The organism is Mariprofundus erugo, assembly GCF_005818865.1.
Lineage (GTDB): Bacteria > Pseudomonadota > Zetaproteobacteria > Mariprofundales > Mariprofundaceae > Mariprofundus > Mariprofundus erugo.
Genome location: NZ_VBRY01000002.1, coordinates 179,718 through 205,562, shown reverse-complemented (window position 1 = coordinate 205,562; position 25,845 = coordinate 179,718). Strand labels below are relative to the sequence as shown.

At 57.4% G+C, this 25,845-nt stretch carries 25 protein-coding genes and 1 tRNA gene; 18 read left to right on the top strand and 8 right to left on the bottom strand.

The genetic code is table 11. The features are described 5' to 3' along the window. Positions 1-32: 32 nt before the first annotated feature. Positions 33-857: an RNA polymerase factor sigma-32 gene (locus tag FEF65_RS02930; protein ID WP_138238290.1), complete on the top strand. Its 825-nt coding sequence runs from the start codon at positions 33-35 to the stop codon at positions 855-857. 16 nt (positions 858-873) lie between these two features. Here the strand turns inward: FEF65_RS02930 and FEF65_RS02925 are convergent, their stop codons facing one another. Continuing rightward, the gene (locus FEF65_RS02925) at positions 874-1,434 is read right to left on the bottom strand and encodes a YajG family lipoprotein (RefSeq protein ID WP_138238289.1); all 561 of its coding nucleotides are present in this window, start codon (positions 1,432-1,434) and stop codon (positions 874-876) included. Positions 1,435-1,651: 217 nt separating this feature from the next. On the opposite strand from FEF65_RS02925, the gene FEF65_RS02920 reads away from it, so the two are divergent. The 7 genes from FEF65_RS02920 (at position 1,652) to FEF65_RS02890 (ending at position 11,064) form a co-directional block, all read left to right on the top strand. After that, positions 1,652-4,471: a hypothetical protein gene (locus FEF65_RS02920; RefSeq protein WP_138238288.1), complete on the top strand. Its 2,820-nt coding sequence runs from the start codon at positions 1,652-1,654 to the stop codon at positions 4,469-4,471. A gap of 104 nt (positions 4,472-4,575) precedes the next feature. Further along, positions 4,576-7,032 carry a leucine--tRNA ligase gene (gene leuS, locus FEF65_RS02915; RefSeq protein WP_138238287.1) on the top strand — a complete coding sequence of 819 codons (2,457 nt, stop codon included), beginning with the start codon at positions 4,576-4,578 and terminating at the stop codon, positions 7,030-7,032. Further along, on the top strand, positions 7,029-7,550 hold the full coding sequence (locus tag FEF65_RS02910) for an LPS-assembly lipoprotein LptE (RefSeq protein ID WP_238701135.1): 522 nt from the start codon (positions 7,029-7,031) through the stop codon (positions 7,548-7,550). Before leuS ends, FEF65_RS02910 begins: the two co-directional genes overlap by 4 nt. 42 nt (positions 7,551-7,592) lie before the next feature. Further along, a complete protein-coding gene (gene holA / locus FEF65_RS02905) occupies positions 7,593-8,582 on the top strand; it encodes a DNA polymerase III subunit delta (RefSeq protein WP_138238286.1) in 990 nt (329 codons plus the stop codon). 2 nt (positions 8,583-8,584) lie between these two features. Then, on the top strand, positions 8,585-9,871 hold the full coding sequence (gene bioA / locus FEF65_RS02900; protein ID WP_238701134.1) for an adenosylmethionine--8-amino-7-oxononanoate transaminase: 1,287 nt from the start codon (positions 8,585-8,587) through the stop codon (positions 9,869-9,871). Positions 9,872-9,912: 41 nt separating this feature from the next. Then, positions 9,913-10,215 (top strand): hypothetical protein, encoded by a 303-nt coding sequence (locus tag FEF65_RS02895; protein ID WP_138238285.1) that lies wholly within the window; start codon positions 9,913-9,915, stop codon positions 10,213-10,215. Between the two features lie 3 nt (positions 10,216-10,218). Then, complete coding sequence (locus FEF65_RS02890) at positions 10,219-11,064, top strand: radical SAM protein (protein WP_138238284.1); 846 nt, start codon at positions 10,219-10,221, stop codon at positions 11,062-11,064. Positions 11,065-11,175: 111 nt separating this feature from the next. Here the strand turns inward: FEF65_RS02890 and FEF65_RS02885 are convergent, their stop codons facing one another. Both FEF65_RS02885 and FEF65_RS02880 read right to left on the bottom strand, forming a co-directional pair. Then, positions 11,176-11,865: a Crp/Fnr family transcriptional regulator gene (locus FEF65_RS02885; protein ID WP_238701133.1), complete on the bottom strand. Its 690-nt coding sequence runs from the start codon at positions 11,863-11,865 to the stop codon at positions 11,176-11,178. Continuing rightward, the gene (locus FEF65_RS02880; RefSeq protein WP_138238283.1) at positions 11,852-12,184 is read right to left on the bottom strand and encodes a DUF190 domain-containing protein; all 333 of its coding nucleotides are present in this window, start codon (positions 12,182-12,184) and stop codon (positions 11,852-11,854) included. Before FEF65_RS02880 ends, FEF65_RS02885 begins: the two co-directional genes overlap by 14 nt. Before the next feature lie 125 nt (positions 12,185-12,309). Here FEF65_RS02880 and FEF65_RS02875 point away from each other — a divergent pair, with 125 nt between their 5' ends. From FEF65_RS02875 to FEF65_RS02855, 5 genes are all read left to right on the top strand, one after another. After that, the gene (locus FEF65_RS02875; RefSeq protein ID WP_138238282.1) at positions 12,310-13,098 is read left to right on the top strand and encodes a uroporphyrinogen-III synthase; all 789 of its coding nucleotides are present in this window, start codon (positions 12,310-12,312) and stop codon (positions 13,096-13,098) included. A gap of 2 nt (positions 13,099-13,100) precedes the next feature. Further along, positions 13,101-14,090 (top strand): porphobilinogen synthase, encoded by a 990-nt coding sequence (gene hemB, locus FEF65_RS02870; RefSeq protein ID WP_138238281.1) that lies wholly within the window; start codon positions 13,101-13,103, stop codon positions 14,088-14,090. Beyond that, positions 14,090-15,214 carry a hypothetical protein gene (locus FEF65_RS02865; protein WP_138238280.1) on the top strand — a complete coding sequence of 375 codons (1,125 nt, stop codon included), beginning with the start codon at positions 14,090-14,092 and terminating at the stop codon, positions 15,212-15,214. Before hemB ends, FEF65_RS02865 begins: the two co-directional genes overlap by 1 nt. Further along, positions 15,214-16,371, top strand: coding sequence for a tetratricopeptide repeat protein (locus FEF65_RS02860; protein ID WP_138238279.1), 1,158 nt, complete (start codon positions 15,214-15,216; stop codon positions 16,369-16,371). The genes FEF65_RS02865 and FEF65_RS02860 overlap by 1 nt, the downstream gene beginning before the upstream one ends. 167 nt (positions 16,372-16,538) lie before the next feature. Then, positions 16,539-16,904 carry a Rieske (2Fe-2S) protein gene (locus tag FEF65_RS02855; protein WP_238701132.1) on the top strand — a complete coding sequence of 122 codons (366 nt, stop codon included), beginning with the start codon at positions 16,539-16,541 and terminating at the stop codon, positions 16,902-16,904. 36 nt (positions 16,905-16,940) lie between these two features. On the opposite strand, the gene FEF65_RS02850 is transcribed toward FEF65_RS02855, so the two are convergent. The 4 genes from FEF65_RS02850 to FEF65_RS02835 all read right to left on the bottom strand — a co-directional run bounded on the left by FEF65_RS02850 (position 16,941) and on the right by FEF65_RS02835 (position 19,652). Beyond that, the gene (locus tag FEF65_RS02850) at positions 16,941-17,447 is read right to left on the bottom strand and encodes a PaaI family thioesterase (RefSeq protein ID WP_138238277.1); all 507 of its coding nucleotides are present in this window, start codon (positions 17,445-17,447) and stop codon (positions 16,941-16,943) included. A gap of 5 nt (positions 17,448-17,452) precedes the next feature. Continuing rightward, positions 17,453-18,259, bottom strand: coding sequence for a glycine zipper domain-containing protein (locus FEF65_RS13585; RefSeq protein WP_238701131.1), 807 nt, complete (start codon positions 18,257-18,259; stop codon positions 17,453-17,455). Positions 18,260-18,393: 134 nt separating this feature from the next. Then, on the bottom strand, positions 18,394-18,756 hold the full coding sequence (locus FEF65_RS02840) for a VOC family protein (RefSeq protein ID WP_138238276.1): 363 nt from the start codon (positions 18,754-18,756) through the stop codon (positions 18,394-18,396). Then, a complete protein-coding gene (locus tag FEF65_RS02835; RefSeq protein ID WP_138238275.1) occupies positions 18,756-19,652 on the bottom strand; it encodes an ROK family protein in 897 nt (298 codons plus the stop codon). The genes FEF65_RS02840 and FEF65_RS02835 overlap by 1 nt, the downstream gene beginning before the upstream one ends. 49 nt (positions 19,653-19,701) lie before the next feature. Between FEF65_RS02835 and folD the strand changes: the two genes are divergently transcribed. The 5 genes from folD to gcvPB all read left to right on the top strand — a co-directional run bounded on the left by folD (position 19,702) and on the right by gcvPB (position 25,234). Continuing rightward, complete coding sequence (gene folD / locus FEF65_RS02830) at positions 19,702-20,571, top strand: bifunctional methylenetetrahydrofolate dehydrogenase/methenyltetrahydrofolate cyclohydrolase FolD (protein ID WP_138238274.1); 870 nt, start codon at positions 19,702-19,704, stop codon at positions 20,569-20,571. A gap of 2 nt (positions 20,572-20,573) precedes the next feature. Further along, entirely contained in the window at positions 20,574-21,665 is a 1,092-nt protein-coding gene (gcvT, locus tag FEF65_RS02825) for a glycine cleavage system aminomethyltransferase GcvT (protein WP_138238273.1), read from the top strand. 60 nt (positions 21,666-21,725) lie between these two features. After that, positions 21,726-22,103: a glycine cleavage system protein GcvH gene (gene gcvH / locus FEF65_RS02820; RefSeq protein ID WP_138238272.1), complete on the top strand. Its 378-nt coding sequence runs from the start codon at positions 21,726-21,728 to the stop codon at positions 22,101-22,103. A gap of 297 nt (positions 22,104-22,400) precedes the next feature. Then, entirely contained in the window at positions 22,401-23,747 is a 1,347-nt protein-coding gene (gene gcvPA / locus FEF65_RS02815) for an aminomethyl-transferring glycine dehydrogenase subunit GcvPA (RefSeq protein WP_138238271.1), read from the top strand. Next, the gene (gcvPB, locus tag FEF65_RS02810) at positions 23,744-25,234 is read left to right on the top strand and encodes an aminomethyl-transferring glycine dehydrogenase subunit GcvPB (RefSeq protein WP_138238270.1); all 1,491 of its coding nucleotides are present in this window, start codon (positions 23,744-23,746) and stop codon (positions 25,232-25,234) included. Before gcvPA ends, gcvPB begins: the two co-directional genes overlap by 4 nt. Positions 25,235-25,709: 475 nt before the next feature. On the opposite strand, the gene FEF65_RS02805 is transcribed toward gcvPB, so the two are convergent. Further along, positions 25,710-25,796 (bottom strand) — tRNA-Leu (locus FEF65_RS02805). Between the last annotated feature and the right edge of the window lie 49 nt (positions 25,797-25,845).

Sequence of the window (25,845 nt, the reverse complement as noted above, 5' to 3'; positions counted from 1 at the left end):
AGTCCGGCCGATAACGTGGAGGTAGGATAACGGTGGTAGCAGCAGCAGAACTTTCAAGTCTTTCATTGTTTTCGCGCGATCTGCGCAAGTCTCCCCGGCTGGATCGGGCCGAGGAGACCCGTCTGGCGTATCGCTGGCGGGATCACGGTGATCGTGAAGCGGCCCGCCAGCTGGTGGTGGCCAACCTCAATGGCGTGGCCGCGATTGCGCGCGAGTACAGACATTTCGGATTGCCGGAGATGGATCTGATTCAGGAGGGGACACTCGGCCTGATGCATGCCGTTAAACGCTTTGATCCTGAGCGCGGATTCCGGCTGATGACCTACGCCTCCTGGTGGGTCAGGGCATCGATTCACGATTTTATTCTGCACTCATGGAGTATCGTCAAGCTTGGTACGAACAAGCTGCAGCGGCGGATTTTTGCCGGTTTGCAACAGGCTAAAAATGCCATTGCCGCCATGGATGGCAGCAAGGCGGATGAGGTGGCTGCCGACTATGGTATCAATGCGGCCGATTATCGGGAGACCGCCGGTGCATTTTTGCAACGCGATCTGTCACTGGATGCGGCGTATGACGAGAGCGGCGATGCCATGGTTCACACGCTGGCCTCGGCAGAGGCCTCGCCGGAAGAGATTGTGGTCGACAGTAACTGGGAGAACCATCGCAAGTCAGCTCTCTATGCAGCATTGAGCGGGCTGGCCGCCCGTGATCGCATGATTGTGCAGCGTCGCCATCTCGCGGATGAACCGGCGACATTACAAGAGTTGTCACAGGAACTCGGCGTTTCCATGGAGCGCATTCGTCAGCTGGAGTCGCGTGCCATGAAGCAATTGAGGCGTGTCCTCGGCGCCTGTTGACCTGCCCGGTGCGGTTTTACCGGCCAGCCGGAGTGTTTGTCTGCGTGGGGGCCATGGTCGGAGAAAAGTCGCCGAGTACGGCCGTCGCGGCCGCAGCCAGTCCATTGCCAAGCATTTGACTGTTATCTTCGGATGAGGGGCTGAAGGCAAACTGGTCTTCGACCTCGATCCTGTAGGTACGTGTGGTGTCCGAGCTGTTTTCCTTTGCATCCAGCACCACCCTGACCTCGACCTTGCTCTTTAGCATGTGACGGCTGCTGCTGTATTCAATGGCTCGAATATGAATGACGACGCCGCTCGCGAGCTGAGGGGTATATGGAATGACGTGATATCCGGCCGTGGTCAGGGCGCGGGTCATGTAGTCATAGAGCGATGCGGTGATATCGGTCGGCGTGACAAGTACGTTGCCGTCCACGGTCTGACCTGCAGATGTGGTGGTGCGTGCATCCTCGATGGACAGCGCCGTGTTTGCACCCTCCCCTGCCTTCATGGCAATGGCCGTCGTCATGCTCTCTGCCTGTGCGCTGCTTGCTGCCAGCAGTAAAGTCATCGCCACTATTTGAGAAAATCGCCACATGCGTTACTCCTGTCGGGGTGGTCCGGCTCAGACATATGGATGATGCCATGTTCCGTGTGCACTCCTGATATGCTGACATGATCGATGGCCGGGAACCAGAGTGTTAAGGAGACGCTGATGTGTCGGCGCTTGCGAGCGGGCCATCGACGGCTTTGCCGCCGGCCGGATTGTTTGGCGTGCCGCTTGCTCAACCGATTCACGTTGAGCAGGGGTGGATATGTTACAGGGACGCTACTTTTACTATTACACTGAATGGGTGTTGTCGCATCAACGTTACGGCTGGTTGATGCTGGGGCTGGTGTTGCTGTCATTTACCCATCAGCAGTGGCTGGCCATCGTGCTGAGTCTGTTTTTTTCTGCCGAGCTGGCACTGCGTATCGCCCTGATGCGCTTCAAGCGCAAGGCCAATCCCTATAAGTCGTCGCTGAACCTGAAGCTTGACATGCTGTTTCTGTTTTTTGACGCCATCGCGCTGTTATCGCTGCTGATTACGGCACTTGATCTGCAGTCGATGTTGACCGAAGGAGGTGCTGCGACCCGTTTTCTCAGGGCACTCTATCTGCTCAGGGCGCTGAGGTTGTTCCGCTATATTGATATGCAGAGCCTGATGTTTTCGCCCGGCTACGGCATGTTTATCTCGCTGGTGGTGATGCTCTCCTTCTTTGTCGATGGTGAGTTGCTATGGGGAATTATCATTTACTTCACGGTTGAGATCATGATTCGCTTTGTTTTGCTGAGGAATATGGTGTTTGCCAGTCAGCGGGCGCGGCTGAGTGAGTGGGGCTTCTGGGTGGTGGATGTGATGGCGACGATTGTCATGATGCCCGGCCTGACCTCGGTTCCGTACGGTAATGCCCTGCGGGCACTCAGGCTTGTGCGCCTGCTCAGGCCGTGGATGGTCATTTTTAAAAACCTGATACGGGTGTTTCGCGAGGGTGATTTCAGTCAGGAGATTACCCTGGTGATTCTGCTGCTGGCGATGCTTTCCATTACCGGTGGCGTGGTGGGGCACTTTACCATGGCTGGCTTTGATTTTTCACAGGACGGGGTGCACTCCCCGACCGATGACAGCCTCTTTGTTCAGATATGGTTTGCTTTCCGGACACTGATGGCTGCCGGTAACCTGGTCAGGGATCCGCTGGGAGATGATAGTCTGCCGCTGTTTTCTGTGTTCAGTGTGGTGCTTGGCATGTTTATTCTGGCCTTTTTTATCGGTATTGGCTCCAGCATTATTTCCGGCCTGATGCGGCGCTTGCGCAACGAGCGGCTGATGATTGCCAATCATCTGGTGATGATCGGCTGGAATCGCTCATCCCCCTATATTATCGAAAAGCTCAAGCTGCTGTCCGACCAGCGTTTTGCCAGTCTGAAGCTGGTATTTCTTGGTCAGACGCCGACGCGTCCGCCCGGACTTGAGAGCTGGGTGACGTTTCGCTGGGGCGATACCGAGGATGCCGAGTCGATGCAAAGGGTGAATCTGGGCTCTGCCCGGCAGGCCATGATTTGTACCGATGACTCGTTGAGTGTGGCCGAAGAGTTGTCCCAGAATATGTTTTCGCTGATGGCCATTCGCCAGGTTAACCCTGATATTCCGGTCTCCTATACGGTGATGGGCATGGTGCAGCCACGCTTAAAGTCTTACCGGCACATGTTGCAGATTGGCTGGGACAAGGTGGATTACTACAACAAGCCGACCGTGCTGATCAGCGAACCTGATATGCGGGCCAACCTGATCCGGAATGTGCTGGTCTATCAGGATGTTGATCAGGTGCTGTCGCGGCTGATGATCCCTGAACGTGAGGAAGAGTCGGCCATGCATGTGGTTGAGTGGCGTGGCCGCATGGTATTTCAGTCGGAGGACTGGTTCTTTGTCGATGGCATTCGCGCGGTCAGGGTCAGCGAGATGATGCGTCGCTGCTTTGAGCGCGGGGTGACGCTGGTTGCCGTCGCGGATGCAAAGCTGCATGTGCACCCGCTGACGCTGCTGCATGAGGATGTGCAGGTGACATCCGTGCTGGGTATCGCGGTCGATAACGCCTCGTTATATGGTGAGTTCGAGTATTGTCTTCATATGGGCAAGTCCGAGCTGGCACCACCCTCGCCGCTGGCGCCGGTGATTGTCCTGCCGCAGCGCAAGCGGGAGGTGCACTTGCTGGCGGTCGGCTGGATTGGAACGCTGCCGTTGATACTGAAGCGGCTGCTCGACTCCTATGAGACGATTCATCTGATGTTGCTTGATGAGATGGATCGTGAGCAACTGGCCGAGATGAGTGATTACGTCCATGCGCGCATCGCGGAAATGGCAGGGGCGGCCAGACGCCTGCACATTGAGATTCGCCGCTGGGATTTTTCCGATATGGAGGTATTGCGCGAGCATGTGCGGGTGGCAGATAAGCTGATTGTTTCGCGTCCGGCTCGTGTGGTGAAAAAACCGCATGCCATGGTCGCAGCCGTGTTGTCGCATACCTTTACGCTGGCTGAGGAGGAGGCATGCCGGCCGGAGATGTTCGCCATTGTCGATACGCGCAATCAGGCGCGCATGCTGCAGAAAGAGCTGGACCGCTTTCCTGTTGAGATGGATGTGAATGTGCTGGTACCGCTGGAGTTCTATGGTACCTATGCAGCGCATACCTCCTATCTGATGTATGCATCTGCGACGCCGCAGGTTTATGACATGCACCGCTCACTGCGTTATCTGCTCGACAGCCTGATGAGTGATGATGCCGAAGAGGGGGTGCCGCTGGCGCTGGATGTGCTCCCCTGTCCGGCCTCAGAAGAGGGGCTGGATGCTTCCGAGCTGTTTGCCCGTCTGTTGCAGGAGGGGTTGATCTGGATCGGTTTCCGTATCGATACGGCGATTGCCTCGGATATTTTGCGTCCGAACCTGGTGATGCGTCTGTTTCCACGGCGCTATGAGTTCCGTTGCCTGCGCCAGATGGAAATTATGATGAATCCGCTGGGGAACCCGCAAAGCCTGGAGATATGGAACCATTATCAGTCTCATATTGTCGAGCTGATTGTGATTCGCAGGCGTTAGGGAGCAGGGACAATGCTTTTCTTTCGTGCGTGATGGCCTCATCATCCGCCCCTTCAACCAACTAATTTTAATGTAAATGCAGTTGCTGCAAGGAGTTTGCGCCGGTGTCCGATCGTTACGAAGCCCAGGAAATTGAAGCCAGATGGCAGAAGCAGTGGGAGGTCGCCGCTATTGATGCTGCCAGTGACGATCCGGCTGATAGTCGTGAAACCTATTACTGCCTGGTGATGTTCCCGTATCCATCGGGCAACCTGCATATGGGGCATGTGCGCAACTATTGCCTGGGTGATGCGGTCGCGCGTTACAAGCGGATGCGGGGCTTTAATGTGCTGCACCCGATTGGCTGGGATGCCTTCGGGCTGCCGGCGGAAAATGCGGCGATCAAGCATCACCGTCCGCCTGCCGAGTGGACTTATGGCAATATCGATCAGATGCGCGCCCAGCTCAAACGTCTGGGCCTTTCCTATGACTGGTCGCGTGAAATCGCGACCTGCCGTCCTGAGTATTATCGCTGGGAACAGTGGCTGTTCACCCGCCTGATGGAAAAAGGACTGGCTTACCAGCAGAACGCCGAAGTGAACTGGTGCGATCCGTGCCATACGGTGCTGGCCAATGAGCAGGTGGTGGATGGTGTTTGCTGGCGTTGTGATACCCCTGTTGTACGTAAAAACCTGAAGCAGTGGTTTATCCGCATTACCGCCTATGCCGAGGAGCTGCTGTCTGATCTCGACAAACTGACTGGCTGGCCCGAGAAGGTGGTCGGCATGCAGCGCAACTGGATCGGTCGCTCGACCGGTGCCGAGGTCTCTTTCGGGCTGGAAAACTCCGATGCTACACTCGATATCTTTACCACCCGTCCTGATACCCTGATGGGGGTGACCTATATGGCTGTGGCAGCAGGGCATCCGCTGGCGCAGCAGGCCGCGACATCCAATCCTGCGCTGGCAGCATTTCTGGATGAGTGCAGCCGGATTTCGACCAAGGAAGCCGATGTCGAAACGATGGAAAAGAAGGGTATGGCGCTGGGTGTGAATGCCATTCACCCGATTACCGGTGCGCTGGTGCCGGTGTGGGTCGCCAACTTTGTACTGATGGGCTATGGCACCGGTGCCGTGATGAGCGTGCCCGCACACGACGAGCGGGATCACGCATTTGCCAAAAAATATGGTCTGCCGATCAGGCAGGTGATTGCGCCGCATGCCGGCGACTGGGATATCGATGCGGCAGCCTTTACCGAGGTTGGCAAGCTGATCGATTCCGGCGCCTTTGACGGGTTGCCCTCCGATGAGGCGAAGGTTGCCATTACCAACTGGCTGGCGGAAAATGAGAAGGGCGCCGAGCGCGTACAATACCGCCTGCGTGACTGGCTGGTATCCCGTCAGCGTTACTGGGGAGCCCCGATCCCGGTCATTCATTGCCACGATTGTGGCGCGGTGGCCGTGCCTGATGAGCAGTTGCCGGTGGTGTTGCCAACCGATCTGCAGCCGACAGGCGGAGCATCGCCATTGACCGAGTGTGATGCGTTCCGTCATACCAGTTGCCCTCGTTGTGGCAAACCGGCAGAGCGGGAGCTCGATACCTTCGACACCTTCATGGAATCTTCCTGGTATATGAATCGCTATACCTCCCCGCGTAATGGTGAGGCGATGGTGGATGCTGATGCGATGAAGCGCTGGGCACCGGTGGATCAGTATATCGGCGGCGTCGAGCACGCTGTGCTGCACCTGCTCTATGCCCGTTTCTACCATAAGCTGATGCGCGATGCCGGCCTGTTTGATGGCGAAGTGGTTGGTAGTGAACCGTTCCGCAATCTGCTGACGCAGGGCATGGTGCTGAAAGATGGCACCAAAATGTCCAAGTCCAAGGGCAATACGGTCGATCCGAAAGCGATTATCGAGGAGTTCGGCGCCGATACCGCCCGTCTGTTTACCCTGTTCGCGGCACCGCCTGAAAAAGAGCTGGAGTGGAATGATGCCGGTGTCGAAGGGGCCAGCCGCTTCCTCAAACGTGTATGGCGTCTGCTTGAGAAGCTGGATGCTGCTTCTGATACAGCCGACGGTGATGTGAAGGCGCTTCGTTTCAGCATCCATGCAACGATCAGAAAGGTGACCCATGCCTTCGAGCAGGGCTTTGCCTTTAATGTGGCGATAGCGGCGCTGATGGAGCTGACCAATAGCCTGCACAGCTTTAACCCTGCCTGTGAGGCGGGAAAAGCGGCCTATCGTGAGGGTGTGGAGGCACTGGCAACCATGCTGGCACCGTTCGTGCCTCACTTTGCCTGTGAACTCGGCGAGCGTCTGGGGATGGCGAAGATGGCCGTTGTGACTGACTGGCCGGCTGTCGATGAGTCGGCGCTGGAGCAGAACGAAATCATGCTTGTGGTGCAGATTCAGGGCAAAAAGCGCGGAGAAATTACCGTGCCGAAGGATGCCGGGCAGGATGTTGCGATGGCAGCCGCCAGGGCCGATGCGGCCATTGCCAGGTGGCTCGATGGCATGCAGGTGGTCAAGGTCATTCTGGTGCCGGGCCGGTTGCTGAACATTGTGGTGAAACCGGCATGATCCGTCTGCTGCCTGTCCGCATGCGGTTACTTGCTGTGGCCACAGGTATGCTGATGCTTGCGTCTTGCGGCTATCATCTCGTGGGCCATGGCGGGGGTACGGGAGCCATACCGGCTGATGTGCATACATTGACCGTCAGCGGCAATGCCGATGCTTCGGTGATGTCGGCACTCAGGCAGCGACTGGGATCCGACCAGTACCAGCTGGTTGAAGGGATGGCTGTTGCCGATCAGGCGCATCATGCACTGCTGCATATCACGATTGCCCCGCTTGTTTTTGTTCCATCGGCCTATGATGCGACCGGTATTGCCACACAGTTTCATATGATTTTCAGCGGCTCGCTGATGATCGAGCAGGATGGAAAAACCGTCTGGCAGACCGGTACGATCTCCCGCGATGGTGATCTGTTTGTTTCCGGAGGCCCGGCCAGTATCGATGCGTCCCGCTCCCGTTTGCTCAGTGATCTGCAGAAGCAGTGGGTGTCGGATGCGATCGGGCGGATACGCTCCGGTTTCTGATATGACGATGTTCCCCCTGCATGGTCAGGCAGTGGTTCTGCTGTGCGCTTGAATCCGCAGAGGCTGTTGCCGCCTGAGCACCGCTGTTACTACCTTTATGGTGAGGATCAGGATGCACTGTTTGAGGCCGGTGAGCAGTTGCTAGCTGCCGGTGACAGCGCCGCCGTGCGCCTGCGTGTCGATATCTCGGAACTTGCCCGTATCGAGGAGGCGTCGCGAAATCGCGGTCTGTTCGGACCGTCGATCTGCTATGCCATGGTGCGCAATGCCCAGTCGGCTAATCCGAAACAGTCCGATCATTTAATCCGTATGATCGGATCGGTCGCTGCCGAAAACAGGCTGATTATCTGCGCTCCCGGCATTGAGTGGCGCAAGGCGCTGCACAAGAAGTTGCAGGTCGAGAAGAGCTTGCCGCAGTGTGAATTTTCGGTGCCGGATACAGCTTCCTTCACCCGCTGGCTTGAGGGGGAGATCGATCGGGCCGGGCTGCAGCTTGCACCGGAGACGCTGCCGTGGCTGGGTGAACGATTGCGCGGGATGCGTCAGGCGGCCAGACAGCTGATTGAGCGGCTGGTTTGTTACGAGAACGGTCAGAGAGAGTTGCTGTCGCTGGATGTGGTCGGTGAGCTTTTGGGTGAGCGGGCCCCCGGTGCGCTGGAGGAGTGGTGCCATGCTGTGGCGATGCGTCAGGGGCAGGCGCTGGGTATGACCCGCCGGCTGATCGAAGAGACACAGGTTGCAGAGGTGCAGATGATTTCGTGGCTGGGTACGCGTCTGCAGCAGCTGTTGATGTATTGCTGGTACCAGTCGCGGCATGAGCGTAACCCGTTACAGGCGGCGAAGGTATTTGGCGAGGCGAGAACGAAGGTGACAGAAGAGGCGCGCTGCTGGCGTGCGGCAGAGCTGACGGCCGCAATCCGCCGGGTCGCTGATGCCGAGCTGCTGATCAAGGGGGCATCGCTGGAAGAGAAACCTGTGGTGATCGAGCGGCTGGTGCTGGATCTTGTCGCGCCACAGCGATTGCGGGTGTGAATATGACTGCCAGTGATCACATGCAGGAGTGGCAGCGCTTCGAGCAGGCCCATGTCTGGCATCCTTATGCATCGATGTGCCATCCCGCTCCGGTCTATGCCGTGGCGGGGGCCGAGGGTGTTAGCCTGCAGTTTGAGGATGGGCGACGGGTGATCGACGGCATGGCGTCATGGTGGTGCGCGATCCACGGCTATAATGTGCCTGAGCTGAATGCGGCGGTTGAGCGGCAGCTCGGGCGTATGGCACATGTGATGTTCGGCGGTTTGACCCATCGACCGGCGGCGGAGCTGGCTGAAAAGCTGCTGGCGATTGCGCCGGCAGGTATGCAGCACGTGTTTTTTGCGGATTCCGGCTCCGTTTCGGTCGAGGTGGCGATCAAAATGGCGCTGCAATTCTGGCAGGCGCAGGGGCGCAGTGAAAAGCAGCGTTTATTGACCATCCGCCACGGTTATCATGGAGATACCTTCGGTGCGATGGGGGTGTGTGATCCGGTATCCGGTATGCATCATCTGTTTTCCGGCATGTTGTCGCAGCACCTTTTTGCCGATGCACCGGCAGCAGCCACTGATGCGGAATGGTGTGATGATGATATTGCCTCCTTTCGCCAGCTGATTGAAACGCACCATCACGAGATTGCAGCGGTGATTCTGGAGCCGCTTGTGCAGGGTGCCGGCGGTATGCGTGTTTATGCGCCGGAATTTTTGCGGCAGGTGCGTCGGCTGTGTGATCGTTTTGATGTGCTGTTGATTATTGACGAGATTGCTACCGGTTTCGGGCGTACCGGTACGATGTTTGCTTGTGAACAATCAGGCGTTGATCCGGATATCATGTGCGTCGGTAAAGCGCTGACAGGCGGCTATATGACGCTGGCAGCGGTGCTGTGCACGGCGCGGGTGTGTGAAGGTATTCATGCAGACGGGCGTGGCGTATTGATGCACGGACCGACGTTTATGGCCAATCCACTTGCCTGTGCCGTGGCATGTGCCAGTATAGAGCTGCTGCTTGCCAGTCCGTGGCAACAGCGAGTGGCGGCCATTGAGGCGCAGCTTGCCGATGAACTGGCTTGCTGTCGTGAGAGTGAGCGGGTCGCTGATGTGCGTGTGAAAGGTGCCATCGGCGTAATTGAAATGGTTGAGCCGGTGGATGTGGCTGCAGTGCAGCGGCAATTGATTGCGATGGGCGTATGGCTCAGGCCATTCGGTCGATTGCTGTATACGATGCCGCCGTTTGTGGTTACTTCCGGTGAGCTTGGACGGGTGACCGCTGCGATGTGCAGTGTGGTGCGGTAATACCCGATTGCAGTGGTATGGTATTCGGCTAAGATGATCATATGTCATTGACTCTCGGATTTGTCATGCGCTTTGACAGCTACCCTCCTGCGGTGGCTGTGCAGCCGCTTGTCTCCGGGTTGCAGCCGGCCCAGGCCCAGCTGCGCGAGCCTGTTATCGATGTGCAGCCGGTGTCGAAGTCTTCTGATGCCTCTGCCGATGGCAGCGGGCTGCGCAATGATTTGCGTGGTGGTCATGCCTATCAGGATTTCGCCAGTAGCCAGCCTTTGACCTACACCCGTCGTGGTGAAGGTGCATTTTCCCCCTTTTCCGCCAGTGGCCGCACGGTCGACCTGTTTGCCTGATCGATGACGTTGCAGCTGAATACAGCCAACCATGACCGCGATGTGGTTGGTATGACCTATGTCTATCCTGTGGTTTCCCGTCGTGCCGGCGGCGTTTCTGTTGGTATCAATCTGAATCCCAACCATGCCTGTGACTGGCATTGTGCCTACTGTCAGGTGCCCGGGCTGGTGCGTGGCAGTGCCCCGGCTATTGATTTGCAGCTGTTGCACGAAGAGCTGCAGTCCATGCTCGAGCGTATTTTGCATGGTGATTTTATGCAGCAGCATGTGCCGGAGAGTTGTCGAACGCTTTGTGATATTGCGATATCCGGTAATGGCGAGCCGACCGGCTGCCGCGACTTTGCCGCAGTGGTCCGTACGATTGTGACGGTGATGCGCTCTTTCCGGCTTGCCATTCCCTTGCGTCTGATCACCAACGGCTCCTATGCCGATAAGCAAACGGTGCAGCAGGGGCTGGCTCTGATGGCCACCTGTGGCGGCGAGCTGTGGATCAAGGTCGACAGCGCAACGGTCGACGGCATACGTCGAATCAATGGTGTGTCGCTCTCGCCAGAGCGCCTCTTTCATCAGGTGAAAAGCATGTCAGAAGGCTGCCCCGCCTGGATTCAAACCTGTATGTTTGCCTGGGATGGTCTGCCGCCATCCACGCCCGAGGTGGATGCTTATCTGGCACTGCTGACCCGGCTTAAGGCTGACTCAGTGCCGCTGCAGGGGGTGTTGCTCTATGGTCTGGCCCGACCATCGATGCAGCCGGAGGCTATCCATCTTGCAGCTCTGGAGCCGCTGTGGATGGAGCAGCTGGCTGCGCGCATTCAGGCTGTCGGTTACCCGGTCAGGTTGTCGCTGTAAATTTAAGCTTCATCGCGGAAGTCCGGGAATCAAAACCTTTCTTCAGCCATCTTTGGTGCTGATGCGCGATGAACCCAATGAAGCCTTTGATGGCGGGCATGACACCGGCTGTCAGAAGTCCTCAAGCATCTCTTCAAGTGCATCGATATCGACGCTGACCCGCCCCCGGCTTTCACCCTGGACAAGAATGCCATCCTTTTTCAGGGCGCTGATGGCGCGGGAGATGGTTTCCCTGCTTGTGGAGAGCTGATCGGCCAGCAGCTGGTGGGTCGCCAGAATGGTGCCATAGCGTCCGTTCGCCTCCGGCTGGCCGAATCGGTGGCACTGATCGACGATGTGGGCATAGAGACGGTGGGGTACATCCATGCTGCTGATGCGTTCAAGCATACGGCTGGTGCGACGCAGGCGGGAGGCAATCTCTTTCAGCAGTTTCAGGGTGATTGAAGGTTGCTCCATCAGTAGCGGGACCAGATCCCGCCGGCGAATATGGGCAAGCCGGGAATCTTTCATCGTCGTGACGGTGGCTGAGCGAGGCTCCTCATCCAGCAGCGACATCTCGCCGAAGAATGAGCCTTTGCCGAGCAGCGCCAGTACAACCTCACGGCCGTCGGCCGAGTAGGTGGAAACCTTGACCTCGCCATCGAGAATGACGTACATCGAATCGCCCGGATCGAACTCATGCACGACGATGTTCTTTTTTGCCACCTCAATGCTCGAGGCCAGTATGGCAATCGATGCCAGCTCGTTCTGATCAAGCTCGGCAAAAAGCGGTACTTTCCTTAGCAGGCTAATCATGTCCATGCAGATACTCCGTTCGCATCAATGAAACAGGCCAGCAGGCCACCAGACAATGACCCAGGTGCGGGCGCATGATTGCAAGCGCCTGCTCGATGCGCTCACTGGTATCAATCGCCTCTACCAGTAGCGGCAGGTTGGCCGAGAGAGAAAGAAACGAGGCGGTGTGAATGCCTCCCTCCCCCATGCCTTCGATGCCACGCATCACCGAGACGCCGCGCAGTCCGGCCTCCCTGCAGAGATTCAGAATGGCTTCCATGGCCGGCTTGCCATCGATTCTGCTTGATTCGGTCAGGTATATGCGCAGACACGAGCCTTCTATCATCGGTATTCTCCATGCCGGGTCACAGTGGATTATGCCGGTCAGCTTAGCGTGCCGGCATATGCATGCAAGGGCAATGTCGGCTTTGGCATCTGGTGCTTCGATTCTGCTTGTAGCATGATTGCTGCATGTCTTCGTCGCCACTTGCCGGTAAGCGTATTTTGTTGAGCAGGGCAGCAGCCCAGCTGCCGGAGCTGGCCGGTCAGGTTTCGGACCGGGGTGGCATACCACTTCTTTTCCCGTGTCTTGCCGTTGAGGTGATGCATGATGAAATTACACAGGCTCTTTCCCTTGCCGGGCAGTACAGCGATGTCGTTTTTACCAGCGCCAATGGTGTGGATGCGGTGGCGCAAGCCGTGGCTGGCAGCGGGCAGTCATTTTCCCGCGCGCTGGCCGGGATGCGAGTTGCTGCCGTGGGCGCACGTACGGCGATCCGTTTGCAGCAGTATGGTGTGCAACCCGCCATTGTGCCGGAAGAGGCGTCACAGGATGGTTTGATTGATGCCTATGTGAGCAGCGGATTGCCCTGCCAGCTGCTGTTCTTTCGTGCCGAGGAGGGGCGGGATGCTCTGGTCGAGGCGCTGGCCGGGCAAGGGGTCGGCGTGACGATGGTCACAGCCTATCGCACGGTTTGTCCGGATGATGATGCCTCGGCGGTGCAGGCGCTGCTGCGAGCGGATGCGGTGGATGCCGTGCTGCTGGGCAGTGCCAGGGCTGCAAGTCACTATGTACAGCGCATTGGCAGTGTTGAGCTTGCTTCCCGGCCGGTGATTGTTGTGATCAGTGCTGCGATGGCCGATGCCGCACGCAAACTGGGGTTGCGCGTGCAGCTTGTGGCAAAAAGCGCTAGTTTTGAGGCTATGCTCGATGCGCTAGCCGAGTACTATATGCCCAGTAGTCCTGAAAGAGGAGTTTAAACATGTCATTACCCGATCTGATCGTCCGCCCCCGTCGTCTGCGTAGCAACGCCACGATTCGCAGGATGGTGCGCGAAACAACGTTATCGGTGAATGATTTTATCTACCCGATCTTCGTCGATGAGACGATCGATGCCCCGCGCCAGGTTGCCAGTATGCCGGGGGTCTCGCGCATTCCGCTTTCGATGGTGGGAGAGCTGGTCAAAGAGGTTGCATCGCTCGGAATTCCGGGCGTGATTCTGTTCGGTATTCCTGCGGTGAAGGATGAGATCGGTTCCGGTGGCTGGGATTCGGAAGGGATTGTGCAGAAGGCGATCAGGGCGGCCAAGGCGGCCAGTCCGGAGACCTGTGTGATCGCGGACAGCTGTTTTTGCGAGTATACCAGCCATGGTCATTGCGGCGTACTGCACGGAGAGGATGTCGACAACGACGAGACGCTGCTCAATTTGCAGAAAGAGGCGGTCTCTTATGCGGAGGCAGGTGTCGATATCGTTGCTCCGTCGGGCATGATGGATGGCATGATTGCCGCGATTCGCCTGGGGCTGGATGAGGCGGGCTTTGAGAATGTACCGATCATGTCCTATGCCGTGAAATTTGCTTCCGGCTATTTCGGCCCCTTCCGCGATGCCGCCGACTCCACCCCGACCTTTGGTGATCGGGCCAGCTACCAGATGGATCCGGGTAATCGCCGTGAGGCATTGAAAGAGGCGTGGCTCGATGTCGAAGAAGGGGCGGATATGCTGATGGTCAAGCCCGGACTGGCCTATATGGATATCATCCGTGAAGTGAAGGATGCCACCAATCTGCCGATGGCTGTGTACAATGTTTCCGGTGAATATGCCATGGTCAAGGCTGCTGCCGAGAAGGGCTGGATTGATGAAAAACGGGTCGTGCTGGAGACGATGCTCAGCTTTAAGCGTGCCGGTGCCGATCTGATCCTCTCTTACCACGCGCTGGATGTGGCGCGCTGGTTGAACGAAGATAAACGGTAATGAGTGATTCAAGGCAGCCCTTGCCGGGCACGGATGTGGATGCAGTCGTCGATGCGGTGATTTCAGACAGTGCCCGCCCGGCTGAGCCGGCGGCTGCCGGCAAGCCGTTCAGAGGCTGGCTTGCCTTACTGGTGCTGTTTGTGGTCGTGGCGCTGCTTGTGGCAGCACTTGCTGCCGGCGGGCAGCTGAAGCCGTTGCTGGCCAGATTTACCACTGTTTCCGTGGAGCCATTATCCACGTCTCAGCCCGCTGTTCATGCGGCGGTGGTTGCACCGGCTCTCTCCTCGCCTGCCGCAGAGGAGGGGCACGAGGTTGGCAAAGAAACAGCTGCTGTGACAGAGGTGGAGGCTGCTGCTTCCGGGCATGAACCGCAGGCGCCTCAGCAATCCGCAGCCGTTACCCCTGCTGTGGAGCCGGTTGTGGAGTCGGTTGTGGCGCATGGTTCGGGCAGCGAAGAGGTGGCCCGTCTGCTGGCGACCATTGATGCCCTGCGTTCGCAGCTTGCCGTGATGCAGCAGGCACAACAGCAGTTGATGGCCAGTATGCATGGCCAGCAGCAGATGAACTTGCAGGTGCGCCTGCGCTGGCTGACAGATCCGGCCAGCACGCTTGCGCAGACCCAGCAGGCATGGGAGGAAATCTCTCTGTTGCCGGATCTGCCTGCAGCCCGGCGGGATGAGGCACAACAGATGCAGGAGCTGGCAGGAAAAAGCTTCCGCAGTGTACAGCAGTGGCGGGAAACACTGGTGAAATGGGCTGATGCGATGAATGAGCCTGCTTATCAGGATGTGCTGCCAAAGCCTGCCCACCCGTGGCTGGCATGGTTGGTGGGACAGTTTCATCTCTATCAGGCGCCATCCGGGCAGGCGAGGAAGCTGGATGTATTGCGTGCTGATCTGCTTGATGCAGCAAGGCATCTGTCGCTTGAAATCTGGCCGGATAAGGCCGCATGGCAGTCACTGCGTGCAGCATTGCTGCTGCAGGTGGAGGCGGTATACCGGATGCATGATCAGCCGGTGCCGGAGCTTGGCCTGCCGGATAATCTGGATGCGTTGCAGCAGGATATTGCCCGTTTGCATGAGACAGCGTTGCGCTGGCGCTCTGCCGGTCAGGGAGGGGTCTGATGCGTCTGGTATTTCTGCTTGTACTTGCACTGGCTGTCTGTGTGGTGCTGCTTGCATTTCCTGATATCGCCGACCAGACATTGCGACTGGAGGCATTCGGCTGGATTTTTGAAACGCGCCAGGGAACCTTTATGATTGCCCTGTTTATGATACTGTTGCTGGTCTGGCTGGTTCGCAGTCTGATGGTTGCATTGCTGTCCGGCCCCGGCCATATCTGGCAGTCGTTGCGCCTGGGCAGCAGTAATCGTCGTGAGCGGCGTTTGCAGGAGGCCATTGCCCGCTGGCTCAATGGCAATGGTGATCTTGACCCCAGGCTGCTCAAGCGTTCGAAAGGTATTTTTCCCGAATGGGCGATCGAGATGCTTGCGGTTATTTCGACGCCTGCGCGCGAATTGCCTGCCCCTGATGCAGACAAGGGGCCTTTGTTGACGGCGCTGACGGCTCGTATGGCTACGTCCATGCTTGCCGATTTCAAACCGGATCTTGCTGTTCGCAAGGCCCATCTGCGTGCCTGGCTGCAGAGCAGTCCTAATGCTGCACTGGCCCGGGCTCGTATGGCGGATGTGCTGGAGGAAGAGGAAAACTGGCCTGAGCTGGTGACCCTGCTGGAGGAGAGCTGGAAAAAAGGGCTGCAGTCGGCGGCGGCGACGAAGCCACGCCTTGTCCATGCCTACCTCAAATTTGCCGAGTCGGTGCCCGAGCAGGCTCCTGCAATTCTGCGCAAGGCCTATCGCCTGAACCCCGATGACGGAAAGCTGTTGCTGGCTTATGGTCAGGCCGAGATCGCGGATGGCAAAAGTGTGAATGCGACCCGTTTATGGCTGAATCATCTGCAATTCCGGGATGATATGGCGATTGCACGCGCGCTGCTGCTGCTCTTGCAGCAGGACGAGCCAATGAAAAATTACCGCAAGCTTGAACGCAAGGGTTCTGCGGGCATCAGTCACTCACTGCGCTGGATGCGTGCAGAGCTTGCGGCATCGGTAAAACTGGATGGTCTGGCCAGAGAGCAGATGCAGTTGCTTGCGGATGAGGCGGATTACCCTGCCGCCTGGGAAAGTCTTGGGCGCTGGTATGAGGCTGCCGGTGAATACCAGGCTGCAGCAAGCTGTTTGAATCGTGCGCTGGCGCGGGCTGTCGGGCAGCAGTTGAGCTGAGCTAAACAGGGCGACTGGTTTGACATGGTGCTTTTATCCGTCTATATAAAGGTCAACAGGTTTAGCGGTTCTCTTGAGCCGCTTGAGGCGGTCATCGACGGGTGGCCGCCTCGCTTTTTGGTCGCTCCGGTTTCTTCGTGATGTCCGCTGAGCTATGGCAGCGAGTAATGCGCCCCGGCGAAGGTCAGGCGACCCTGTTTACCCTGAAATCATCTGTGCAGCTTTCCGATGGTCGCCTGATTGAGCTGGATGCGCAGGGTTTTCTTGTCTGTTTTCAGGGGCAGCTAAAGGCGTGGCGGAATGAATGTCCGCATGCCGGATCTCCATTGGACTGGATTCCCGGCCGCTTTTTTTCTGAAAGCGGAGAACAGCTGGTTTGCCATACCCACCACGCTCTTTTTGATCCGCTCTCAGGCGATTGCCTGTCCGGGCCGTGTCCGCGCGGGCTGTATGCATTGCCATTCAGGGATGCAGGTGACGGCCATGTTGAGGTGCCGGTACAAGCTGACTTGCATTCAGGACGCGCTGAATAAATCAGCATCTCCTGAAGATAAACAGTAATGGTTCGATCAGGAGTGCTGGTTCTGGCTCTCATGCGGTGAGATATAGTCGGCAGGGCGAATGGCCACGCTGTTTCTGATTTCCGTGCATATCTGACCATCTGCTCTGACAAGCTGCATATGAAAGCACGGGGTTGCGCGCCCGTGCGCTTTCAGCTCCTGCTCAATGGCTGCCACCATCTCCGCCGGAAAATCAAAATGCAGAATCAGATCGGAATTTCCGCTGCGGATGAAATCGATCTCGAGCTTGCGCGTGGCAACCCGATAACCGGGAAAGTGATGCATGCAGGCGACGGCCGGAATGGGATCGGCCAGGCTGGCCTGATAGCCTCCATACATGTGGCCGGCAGCATTGGCTGAGGCCCAGTTCAGCGGCAGGTGCAGGCGAATGCTGCTCCAGTCATCTGCCAGCGAGATAATTTTCACCCGCATCAGGAAAAAAGGAGGAAACAACTCCAGTTTTCGCCTGATTGGAAGAAAATCCAGTCTGGCAAGCAGGTTCAGGCTGCTGCGCATGCAAACTAGTCGTCCCTGCGGTTGTTGCGCTCCTGCCTGTCGCGCCTTTGTGTATTGTATTCATCTTCATGGTCGCGGTTGTTGCGCGGGGTGTTCATGTTGCGATTGCGCATCTCTTCGGATGGGCGTTGTGCCTCACGATTCGGCTGCTGATAGCGGGGCCTCTCCTGCTCCATGCGCGGGCGCTGGTTATCGTATGTTCTTTGGGCGGGGTAACCGGGGCGGCTCTCCTCGCGGCGGTTGTATTGCGGCTGTGATGGCTCATAGCGGGGCTGGTACTGCTCTCTATGGGCCGGGGCCTGATAGTGAGCGGGAGCATGATAACGCCCCATGCGCTCGATGTTATGCCGGGCGGGATCGTAGTGCGGGTCGTAGCGCAGGGCCTGCTCAAAATGCATGCGGGCACGATCGCGATCGCCCCATAGCATCAGTGCGACGCCAAGATCATTGTGGGCGGCCGGGTTATTCGGGCAGTAGGCAATGCCCTGGCGCATCAGGTTGATACGGCGCTCCAGCGCCCGCTCATTGCGTGCCCTCTCAAAATAGATATCCCCTCTGCCGCAGGCCGAGCGGTGATAGCGGGGGGCGGATGCCTGGATACGGTCATCACGGTCGTCTGCCAGTATGGCACCGGCCAGTCCGCCGAGTACGCCACCGATGATGGCACCTTCAACCACCTGATCACTCTGGGCGCCGATGACGGCGCCTGCTGCAGCACCAATGACGGCCCCCTGTGTAGCAGTTTGCTCCTGATAGGGAGTGGCGCAGCCGGCAAGCAGGCTGATGGTCAGAATGGATAGATATCGTTTCATACACACTCCTTGGGTGGTTCCAGCATACCGGCCTGCACGAGTGAGACAAGGGGTGATATTTTCATGCCGGCAGGGTGGAGTGTGCACGGTGGCAGTGCTTTCAGTCTTTGCCGGGAGGGTGTTTTGTCGCTGCTTCAGGCGGCCTGCATCAGTTCAATGGTATTGCCATCCGGGTCCCGGCAAAAAAGAGCGATCCTGCCGGACTTGCTTGCGGTAAAAGGTATGGCTGCAGCATCCAGTCGTTGCCGTATGATATCAAGCTGATCCACCTGCAGGGCAATATGATTGTCTCTGCCGCCATGCGCCGGCTTGCTGCATGCGGCATAGGGGTTGTCCAGCAGCATCAGGTGAATCTCCTGGCCCTCATCGAGTCCGTACCACAGTCCGTCAAAGGCCAGCGGCGCGCGCGCAATGCGCGAAAGTCCGAGGATACCTTCATAAAATTCTGCTGCCCGTTCCAGGTTACTGACCAGCAGGGCGATATGCGCCATTTTCATCATTGCCCCCAGAGCCAGGCGGCGCCGCGCACACCCGATGAATCACCATGCATCGGTGGCAGCAGGCGGGTGCTGACCGAATCGGAAAAGATATATGGGCCCCATCGCAGCGGCAGCTGTTCATACAGCATGTTGATATTGGAGAGGCCGCCACCAAGTACAATTACGTCCGGATCGAGGATGTTGATCACGCCGGCCAGGGCCCGGGCCAGACGGTCAAGATAGTGCGCCATGGTCTGCGCGCATGCGGCATCCCCCTCCCCGGCCAGTTGCGCAATACGTTCGGCAGTGAGGTGATTGCCGGTTATCCGGTCATGATCCCTGCTCATGCCGGGGCCGGAGAGCCACGTCTCAATGCAGCCATAGCGACCACAGTAACATGCCGGTCCCGGTTGTTCGTCAGCAGCCGGGGTGGGCAGCGGGTTATGCCCCCATTCGCCGCCGATGCGGTTGATGCCCTCCAGCACCTGCCGGTGGGCGATGATGCTGCCGCCAACGCCGGTGCCGAGAATGACACCGAATACCACATTCGCATCGCGGGCGGCTCCATCGACTGCCTCCGAAAGGGCGAAGCAGTTGGCATCATTGCTGATTCTTACTTCCCGGCCCAGCGCCTGTTCAAGGTCCTGTTGCAGGGGGCGGCCGTTCAGGCAGGTGGAATTGCAGTTTTTCATCAGCCCTGTTCGCGTCGAGGCAGCACCCGGGGTGCCGATACCGACGGAGGCGGTGCATTGCAGTTCGGATTCCGCTTGCAGAACCATCATCCTGATCAGCGCGATGGTCTCTGTATAACTGCCGGCAGGCGTCGGTTTGCGCAGCCGCAGCTGCGTTTTTCCGCTTTCGTCGAGAGCGATCAGTTCAGTTTTTGTGCCGCCAAGATCAATGCCAATGCGCATGCAGCTTATCATTGTCTGAACGAATTCTTAATGCAACAATGCGCGTCATATGGACTCTACTACTGCAAAAATACTGGACGGCAAGGCGTTGGCCGCGCGTATGCGCGAGCAGATTCGCCTTGAGGCCGCCGAACTGACCCAAAAACACGGGCGTGCGCCCGGATTGGCCGTGATACTTGTCGGCGATGATCCTGCCTCGCATGTCTATGTGAAAAACAAGAAAAGTGGCTGTGAAAAGACAGGTATCCACTCCATTTCCCATGAGCTGCCGGCTGAAACAACGCAGCAGCATCTGCTCGGGCTGATCTCCGAGCTGAATCAGGATCCGAAGGTGGATGGCATTCTGGTGCAGCTGCCGGTGCCTGCGCACATTAATCCGGAAACCATTATCGAGGCGATTGATCCGGGTAAGGATGTGGATGGTTTTCACCCTTATAACGTTGGCCGCCTGACTGCCCGCAAACCGGCACTGCGTTCATGCACACCTTATGGTTGTATGAAACTGCTGGAGGAGACGGGGCTTGATCTGCACGGCAAGGAGTGTGTGATTGTCGGCGCATCCAATATCGTTGGCCGCCCGATGGCGCTTGAGCTCTTGCTTGCCGGTGCAACGGTGACCGTGTGCCACCGTTTTACGCGAAATCTGCAGGCTCATATCGAGCGGGCCGAAATTATCATCGCGGCAGCCGGTAAACAGGGACTGATCAAAGGTGAATGGATCCGGCCCGGTGCGGTGGTGATCGATGTGGGTATCCACCGTCGAGAGGATGGTTCGCTGACCGGCGATGTTGAATTTGAATCTGCCAGTCAGCATGCCGGCTGGATTACACCGGTGCCGGGTGGTGTGGGACCGATGACGATTACGATGCTGCTGGCCAATACCCTGCAGGCATTCAGAAAGCACCTTGGAGAGTCATGATCATGTCTGAGCTGGCGAAAACCCCGCTGTTTGATGAGCACGTTGCACTGGGGGGGAAGATGGTGCCCTTTGCCGGTTTTGAAATGCCGGTACAGTACAAAAACGGTGCGTTGAAAGAGTATACCTCGGTTCGTGAGGGCGGTGCCGGCCTGTTTGATATCACCCATATGGGGCAGGTACGGGTGACCGGAGCAGGAGCGCTGGCTTTCCTGCAGTATGTCACGACCAATGATGTGTCGAAGCTTGCCGAAGGGCAGGTGCACTATTCCGCCCTGCTTGATGATGCGGGCACCTTTATTGACGATATCACAACCTACAAGATCAGTGATGACGCCTATTACCTGTGCATCAACGCCGCCAATCGCCACAAGGATGTTGCCCATCTGCAGGCGCAGGCGGCCTCTTTTGATGTTGCTGTGGTCGATGAGTCCGATGAGACGACGTTGCTGGCGTTGCAGGGCGCTGCCGCCCAGGCGGCATTGCAGCCGCTGGTGGATGGTGATCTGGATGCGATCGGTTACTACAAATTTGCCGAGGTGAAGGTCTCGGGTGTGGATGCGATTGTATCCCGTACCGGTTATACCGGTGAGGATGGTTTCGAGATCTATATTCCCAATGCGATAGCTGTGGATGTGTGGCGACAGCTGCTCGCCAACGGGGCTCTGCCGATTGGTCTGGCCGCCCGTGATATGCTGCGTACGGAGATGGGCTATGCCCTTTATGGCCATGAGATCTCCGATGCAGTGACGCCGGTTGAGGCAAAGCTGATGTGGATTACGAAGCTTGATAAGGGTGACTTTATCGGCAGTGCTGCCGTTGCCGCCCGCAAGGCGGAAGGTCCGCGCCAGCGACTGATCGCACTTAAACTGACCGGACGCGGTATTCCGCGTGAGCACTACAAGGTGTTTGTGGATGGTGTCGAGAGTGGCGAGGTGACCTCCGGCATGCACAGCCCGATGGCCGGTGGTGTGGCGCTGGCCTATGTGAAACCGGAGCATGCTGAAGCCGGGGCGCTGAGCGTCGAGATTCGCGGCAAGCTGGTGGACGCCGAGCGTACAACCCTGCCTTTTGTACGCAGTAACGTAAGAAAATAATAACTGAAATCCATTGGTGCGAGGTATGAATGCCTTGCGGTCAATATGGGGGGACGAGAGATGACAATTCCTGCTGGTTTGAAGTACACCAAAGAACATGAATGGGTGCGTATCGATGGCGATACGGCCACCTTCGGTATCACCGATCATGCTCAGGAAGCACTTGGCGATATCGTGTTCGTTGAGCTGCCGGAAGTCGGCCGGGTGCTGACTGCAGGTGAGGCTTATGCAGTGGTTGAATCGGTGAAGGCGGTGTCTGACGTCTATGCACCGGTTGGCGGTGAGGTGATCGAGGTCAATGATCTCCTGGATGGTGAGCCTGAGAATGTGAACAGCGATGCCTATGGTGCAGGCTGGATTGCCCGGGTGAAAATCACCGCTGATGACAGCGTTGAGCTGATGAGTGACGACGAGTACAACACTTTTCTCGAAGAGTAACCAGGGGAGCTCTGAATAACTTCGTCCTGAAGTTACTCAGTCCGCAAAGGCAAAAGCCTTGTTTTTCCTTTGCTTACAAATCAGGCACTTATGCGTCTGATTTGGCGAGCCGTCCATGGCTCGCTCGGAAGCGCCGACACATCAGCGCTTCCCTAAAACTTTTATCGCAAAAGAGGTCAGGGTATCACAGGGGTAACCCGGTCGAGGGTCATCCCGGCAGGATGCATCATTGATGCCGGGATGGTTGCCCCGCATATCCTGCCCTCTTTTTCGGTTTGAATAACAGGACAATCAATCATGCGATTTTTGCCTCATACCGATAGCGACAGACAGGCGATGCTGGAAAGCATTGGCGTCGCTGCTATCCGAGATCTGTTTGCCGATATTCCGGCTGAATTCCATATCGAGCAGGGTTCACTGGCGCTGGGTGACGCATTGTCGGAAGCTGCCATCATGCGCAAGTTCACCCGCGCTGCCGATAAGAACCGCAATGCGACCAATACCCGCTATTTTCTCGGTGGCGGCACCTACCACCATTTTGTGCCGGCGGTAGTCGATTATATTATTTCGCGTGGGGAGTTCCTGACGGCCTACACCCCTTACCAGCCGGAAATTTCACAGGGTACGTTGCAGGCGCTGTTTGAGTTTCAGACCATGATTGCCCGCCTGACCGGCATGGATGTCTCCAATGCCTCGATGTACGAGGCGGCAACGGCGACAGCCGAGGCCGCGCTGATGGCGCGCCGGGTGACTCGCAAGAGTCGCGTGGTGATGGCGGGTTCGGTCAATCCCCGTTATCGGGCTGTGACGGCCAATTATCTCTCCAGGCTTGATGGCGATTATGTTGAAGTGGATATGGGCTGTTTCGGGACCGACCTTGATCGGGTGATCGGCGCGATTGATGCCTCGACCGCTTGCGTGATTGTCCAGTATCCCGACTTTTACGGCTCTGTGTATGATCTTGCCCCGCTGCGGGCGGCCTGTGATGCGGCCAAATGCCTGATGGTGGTGGCATTTTCCGATATTTCCGCCTTTGCCCTGATTGAGTCTCCCGGCGCACTGGGAGCAGATATTGCCGTGGGTTCCGGACAGTCGCTGGGTATTCCGATGGGCTTTGGTGGCCCGCACCTGGGGCTGTTTACCTGTAAACAGCAGTATATGCGCCAGATGCCCGGTCGTGTTTGCGGCCTGACAACGGATGCCGGCGGTAAACGCGGCTTTGTATTGACGCTCTCCACCCGTGAGCAGCACATCCGTCGTGAAAAGGCGACCTCCAACATATGCTCCAATCAGGGACTGATGTGTACGGCCGCCGTGACCTATATGGCACTGATGGGGGATGAGGGGCTGAATACGGTCGCTCGTCATTCAGCAGCAGCCTTGCAGTCGCTGGTTGCACGCCTGCCGGCGCATGTCCGGGCCGCACAAGGTGCCCGCTACAATGAAACCGTATTGAGTTTTGCCGATTCAGCCGCACGCGACCGCTTTCTGGCAGCGGCAAAAGAGCGTGCGTTGTTTGCCGGTATTCCGCTGGAGCAGATCGATGCTGCGGCTGAACCACGCCATCTGCTGATCGCAACGACCGAAATGGTCGAGGCGGATGATATCAATGACTATCTGGACCTGCTTGAGGTGGCAAAATGAGTATCAGCGATACAACCTTCAAATATTCAGGCACGGTTGGTATGCAGCATGAGGAGCCGGTGCTGTTTGAGCATGCACATGAGGCGCCTGAATCGATCAATCTGCCGGGTGTAGATGGTGATATTTCACCGGAGCTGAGTGCCTTCGCACGTAAAACCCCGGCCAGTATTCCCGGCCTTTCCGAGCCTGAGGCGGTGCGTCACTTTGTTCGTCTGAGTCAGTGGAACCACGGTATCGAAACCGGCTTTTATCCGCTGGGTTCGTGCACGATGAAGTATAACCCGCGCGTGAATGAGCAGGTGGTCCGCCTGCCGGGCCTGGCCCATATCCATCCGGACCAGCCTGAGGAGACCACGCAGGGCGTACTGGAGCTGATGTATGAGCTGCAGGGCTGGCTTGGAGAGATCTCCGGTCTTCCATATGTGACCCTGCAGCCTGCAGCCGGTGCGCATGGTGAACTGGTGGGGCTGATGATGATCCGTGCGGCACTGGATGCCCGTGGTCAGCAGCATCGCCGCAAGGTGCTGGTACCCGATTCCGCCCACGGTACCAATCCGGCTTCTGCAACGCTGTGCGGCATGCATACGGTGGAGCTGAAGTCCGGTGCCGATGGACGCATCGATCTGGAAGAGCTCAAGCGCCATCTTGATGATGAGACAGCTGCGCTGATGATGACCAATCCGAATACGGCCGGTGCATTCGAGTCCGATATCAAGGAGATCTGCCGCCTGGTGCATGAGGCCGGTGCGCTGGTTTATGGTGACGGTGCCAACCTCAATGCGCTGGTGGGTGTGGCCCGTCCCGGCGATATGGGCATTGATTGCCTGCATATCAATGTGCATAAAACCTTTTCCACCCCGCATGGCGGTGGCGGCCCCGGTGGAGGGCCTGTGGCGGTGAATGAGGCGCTGGCACCATACCTGCCTGTGCCGCGTATTGAAAAGCATGGTGACACCTATTCACTGGTTCATAGCTGTGAAACATCGGTTGGACCGGTGCTGGGGGCTCCCGGTCAGATCGGTGTGCTGCTGCGCGCCAGCGCCTATATCGCGGCCTTTGGTCGCCAGCATCTGCACCGGATTGCCGAGGATGCTGTGCTGAATGCCAACTATGTCCTGAATCGCCTGAAGGGACGCTATCACGTGCCATTTGACGGGCTGTGCAAGCATGAGTGCCTGCTCACCGATGAGTGGCAGGAGAAGCATGGCGTGAAAACGATCGATATCGCCAAGCGCCTGATAGATCTTGGTTTCCACCCGATGACCGTTTACTTCCCGCTGATTGTGCACGGTGCGATGTTGATTGAGCCGACCGAGACGGAGTCGCGCGAGACGCTCGATGCCTTCTGCGATGCGATGATCGACATTGCCGATGCATGCGAGGCAGGTGATACGGCCATGTTGCATGACGCGCCGCTAAAACCGTTCCGCCGCAGGCTGGATGAAACCCAGGCAGCAAGGAAACCGGTGCTGGTCTGGCCGAAGTAACAGGCTGCCGCAAGATGCACGCCTGAAGGGCAAATACAAAAGGGGGAGGTGATTGATTCACCTCCCCCTTTTGTTGGTGCGGGGAACGGGAGTCGAAATCTGTGCGTGCTGTCAATCAGATGGACGCAATCTGGTCACAAATCCGGATAACATTGGCAGAGAGCAAAAGCAGCTTACTTGATAAAAGGGGACGCTACCCTTATTGGGTTGAGTGACTGAAGTTGGCCGGTTTAGATGGCCAGGTTCGAGTACAGTTTGCGCTATTCTCAGAAAGAACTCTGTAAACAACGCGTGACTTCCGACGATCAATGCAGGGATGCTTCTCCATATTTGGCGAGGGGAATATGGGCAATGCATTGATACCCTTATTGCATTGCCGCACTTTTGCCACAGTGGCACTTTTAAATCCGATGAAGCGAAATGTGGCTAAAGATAGTAGTCGGACTGTTAAAGTCGTTTTATTATAATCACTTAGTGGTACCGGGAACGGGACTCGAACCCGTACAGTATTGCTACCGAGGGATTTTAAGTCCCTTGTGTCTACCAATTCCACCATCCCGGCGCTGCAGCGATTGCAGGTCGTCAATCCTGCCAAAGCAGCAGGATTGCGC

Coding starts and splice junctions, on each gene's coding strand:
- gcvT (WP_138238273.1), top strand. CDS start 20,574: ATGTCTGAGCTGGCGAAAACCCCGCTGTTTGATGAGCACGTTGCACTG.
- FEF65_RS02925 (WP_138238289.1), bottom strand. CDS start 1,434: ATGTGGCGATTTTCTCAAATAGTGGCGATGACTTTACTGCTGGCAGCA.
- FEF65_RS02895 (WP_138238285.1), top strand. CDS start 9,913: ATGTCATTGACTCTCGGATTTGTCATGCGCTTTGACAGCTACCCTCCT.
- gcvPA (WP_138238271.1), top strand. CDS start 22,401: ATGCGATTTTTGCCTCATACCGATAGCGACAGACAGGCGATGCTGGAA.
- FEF65_RS02880 (WP_138238283.1), bottom strand. CDS start 12,184: ATGATAGAAGGCTCGTGTCTGCGCATATACCTGACCGAATCAAGCAGA.
- gcvH (WP_138238272.1), top strand. CDS start 21,726: ATGACAATTCCTGCTGGTTTGAAGTACACCAAAGAACATGAATGGGTG.
- FEF65_RS02840 (WP_138238276.1), bottom strand. CDS start 18,756: ATGAAAATGGCGCATATCGCCCTGCTGGTCAGTAACCTGGAACGGGCA.
- FEF65_RS02890 (WP_138238284.1), top strand. CDS start 10,219: ATGACGTTGCAGCTGAATACAGCCAACCATGACCGCGATGTGGTTGGT.
- FEF65_RS02875 (WP_138238282.1), top strand. CDS start 12,310: ATGTCTTCGTCGCCACTTGCCGGTAAGCGTATTTTGTTGAGCAGGGCA.
- hemB (WP_138238281.1), top strand. CDS start 13,101: ATGTCATTACCCGATCTGATCGTCCGCCCCCGTCGTCTGCGTAGCAAC.
- folD (WP_138238274.1), top strand. CDS start 19,702: ATGGACTCTACTACTGCAAAAATACTGGACGGCAAGGCGTTGGCCGCG.
- FEF65_RS02835 (WP_138238275.1), bottom strand. CDS start 19,652: ATGCGCATTGGCATTGATCTTGGCGGCACAAAAACTGAACTGATCGCT.
- FEF65_RS02885 (WP_238701133.1), bottom strand. CDS start 11,865: ATGGACATGATTAGCCTGCTAAGGAAAGTACCGCTTTTTGCCGAGCTT.
- FEF65_RS02910 (WP_238701135.1), top strand. CDS start 7,029: ATGATCCGTCTGCTGCCTGTCCGCATGCGGTTACTTGCTGTGGCCACA.
- FEF65_RS02920 (WP_138238288.1), top strand. CDS start 1,652: ATGTTACAGGGACGCTACTTTTACTATTACACTGAATGGGTGTTGTCG.
- bioA (WP_238701134.1), top strand. CDS start 8,585: ATGACTGCCAGTGATCACATGCAGGAGTGGCAGCGCTTCGAGCAGGCC.
- FEF65_RS02855 (WP_238701132.1), top strand. CDS start 16,539: ATGCGCCCCGGCGAAGGTCAGGCGACCCTGTTTACCCTGAAATCATCT.
- FEF65_RS02860 (WP_138238279.1), top strand. CDS start 15,214: ATGCGTCTGGTATTTCTGCTTGTACTTGCACTGGCTGTCTGTGTGGTG.
- FEF65_RS02850 (WP_138238277.1), bottom strand. CDS start 17,447: ATGCGCAGCAGCCTGAACCTGCTTGCCAGACTGGATTTTCTTCCAATC.
- gcvPB (WP_138238270.1), top strand. CDS start 23,744: ATGAGTATCAGCGATACAACCTTCAAATATTCAGGCACGGTTGGTATG.
- FEF65_RS02865 (WP_138238280.1), top strand. CDS start 14,090: ATGAGTGATTCAAGGCAGCCCTTGCCGGGCACGGATGTGGATGCAGTC.
- FEF65_RS13585 (WP_238701131.1), bottom strand. CDS start 18,259: ATGAAACGATATCTATCCATTCTGACCATCAGCCTGCTTGCCGGCTGC.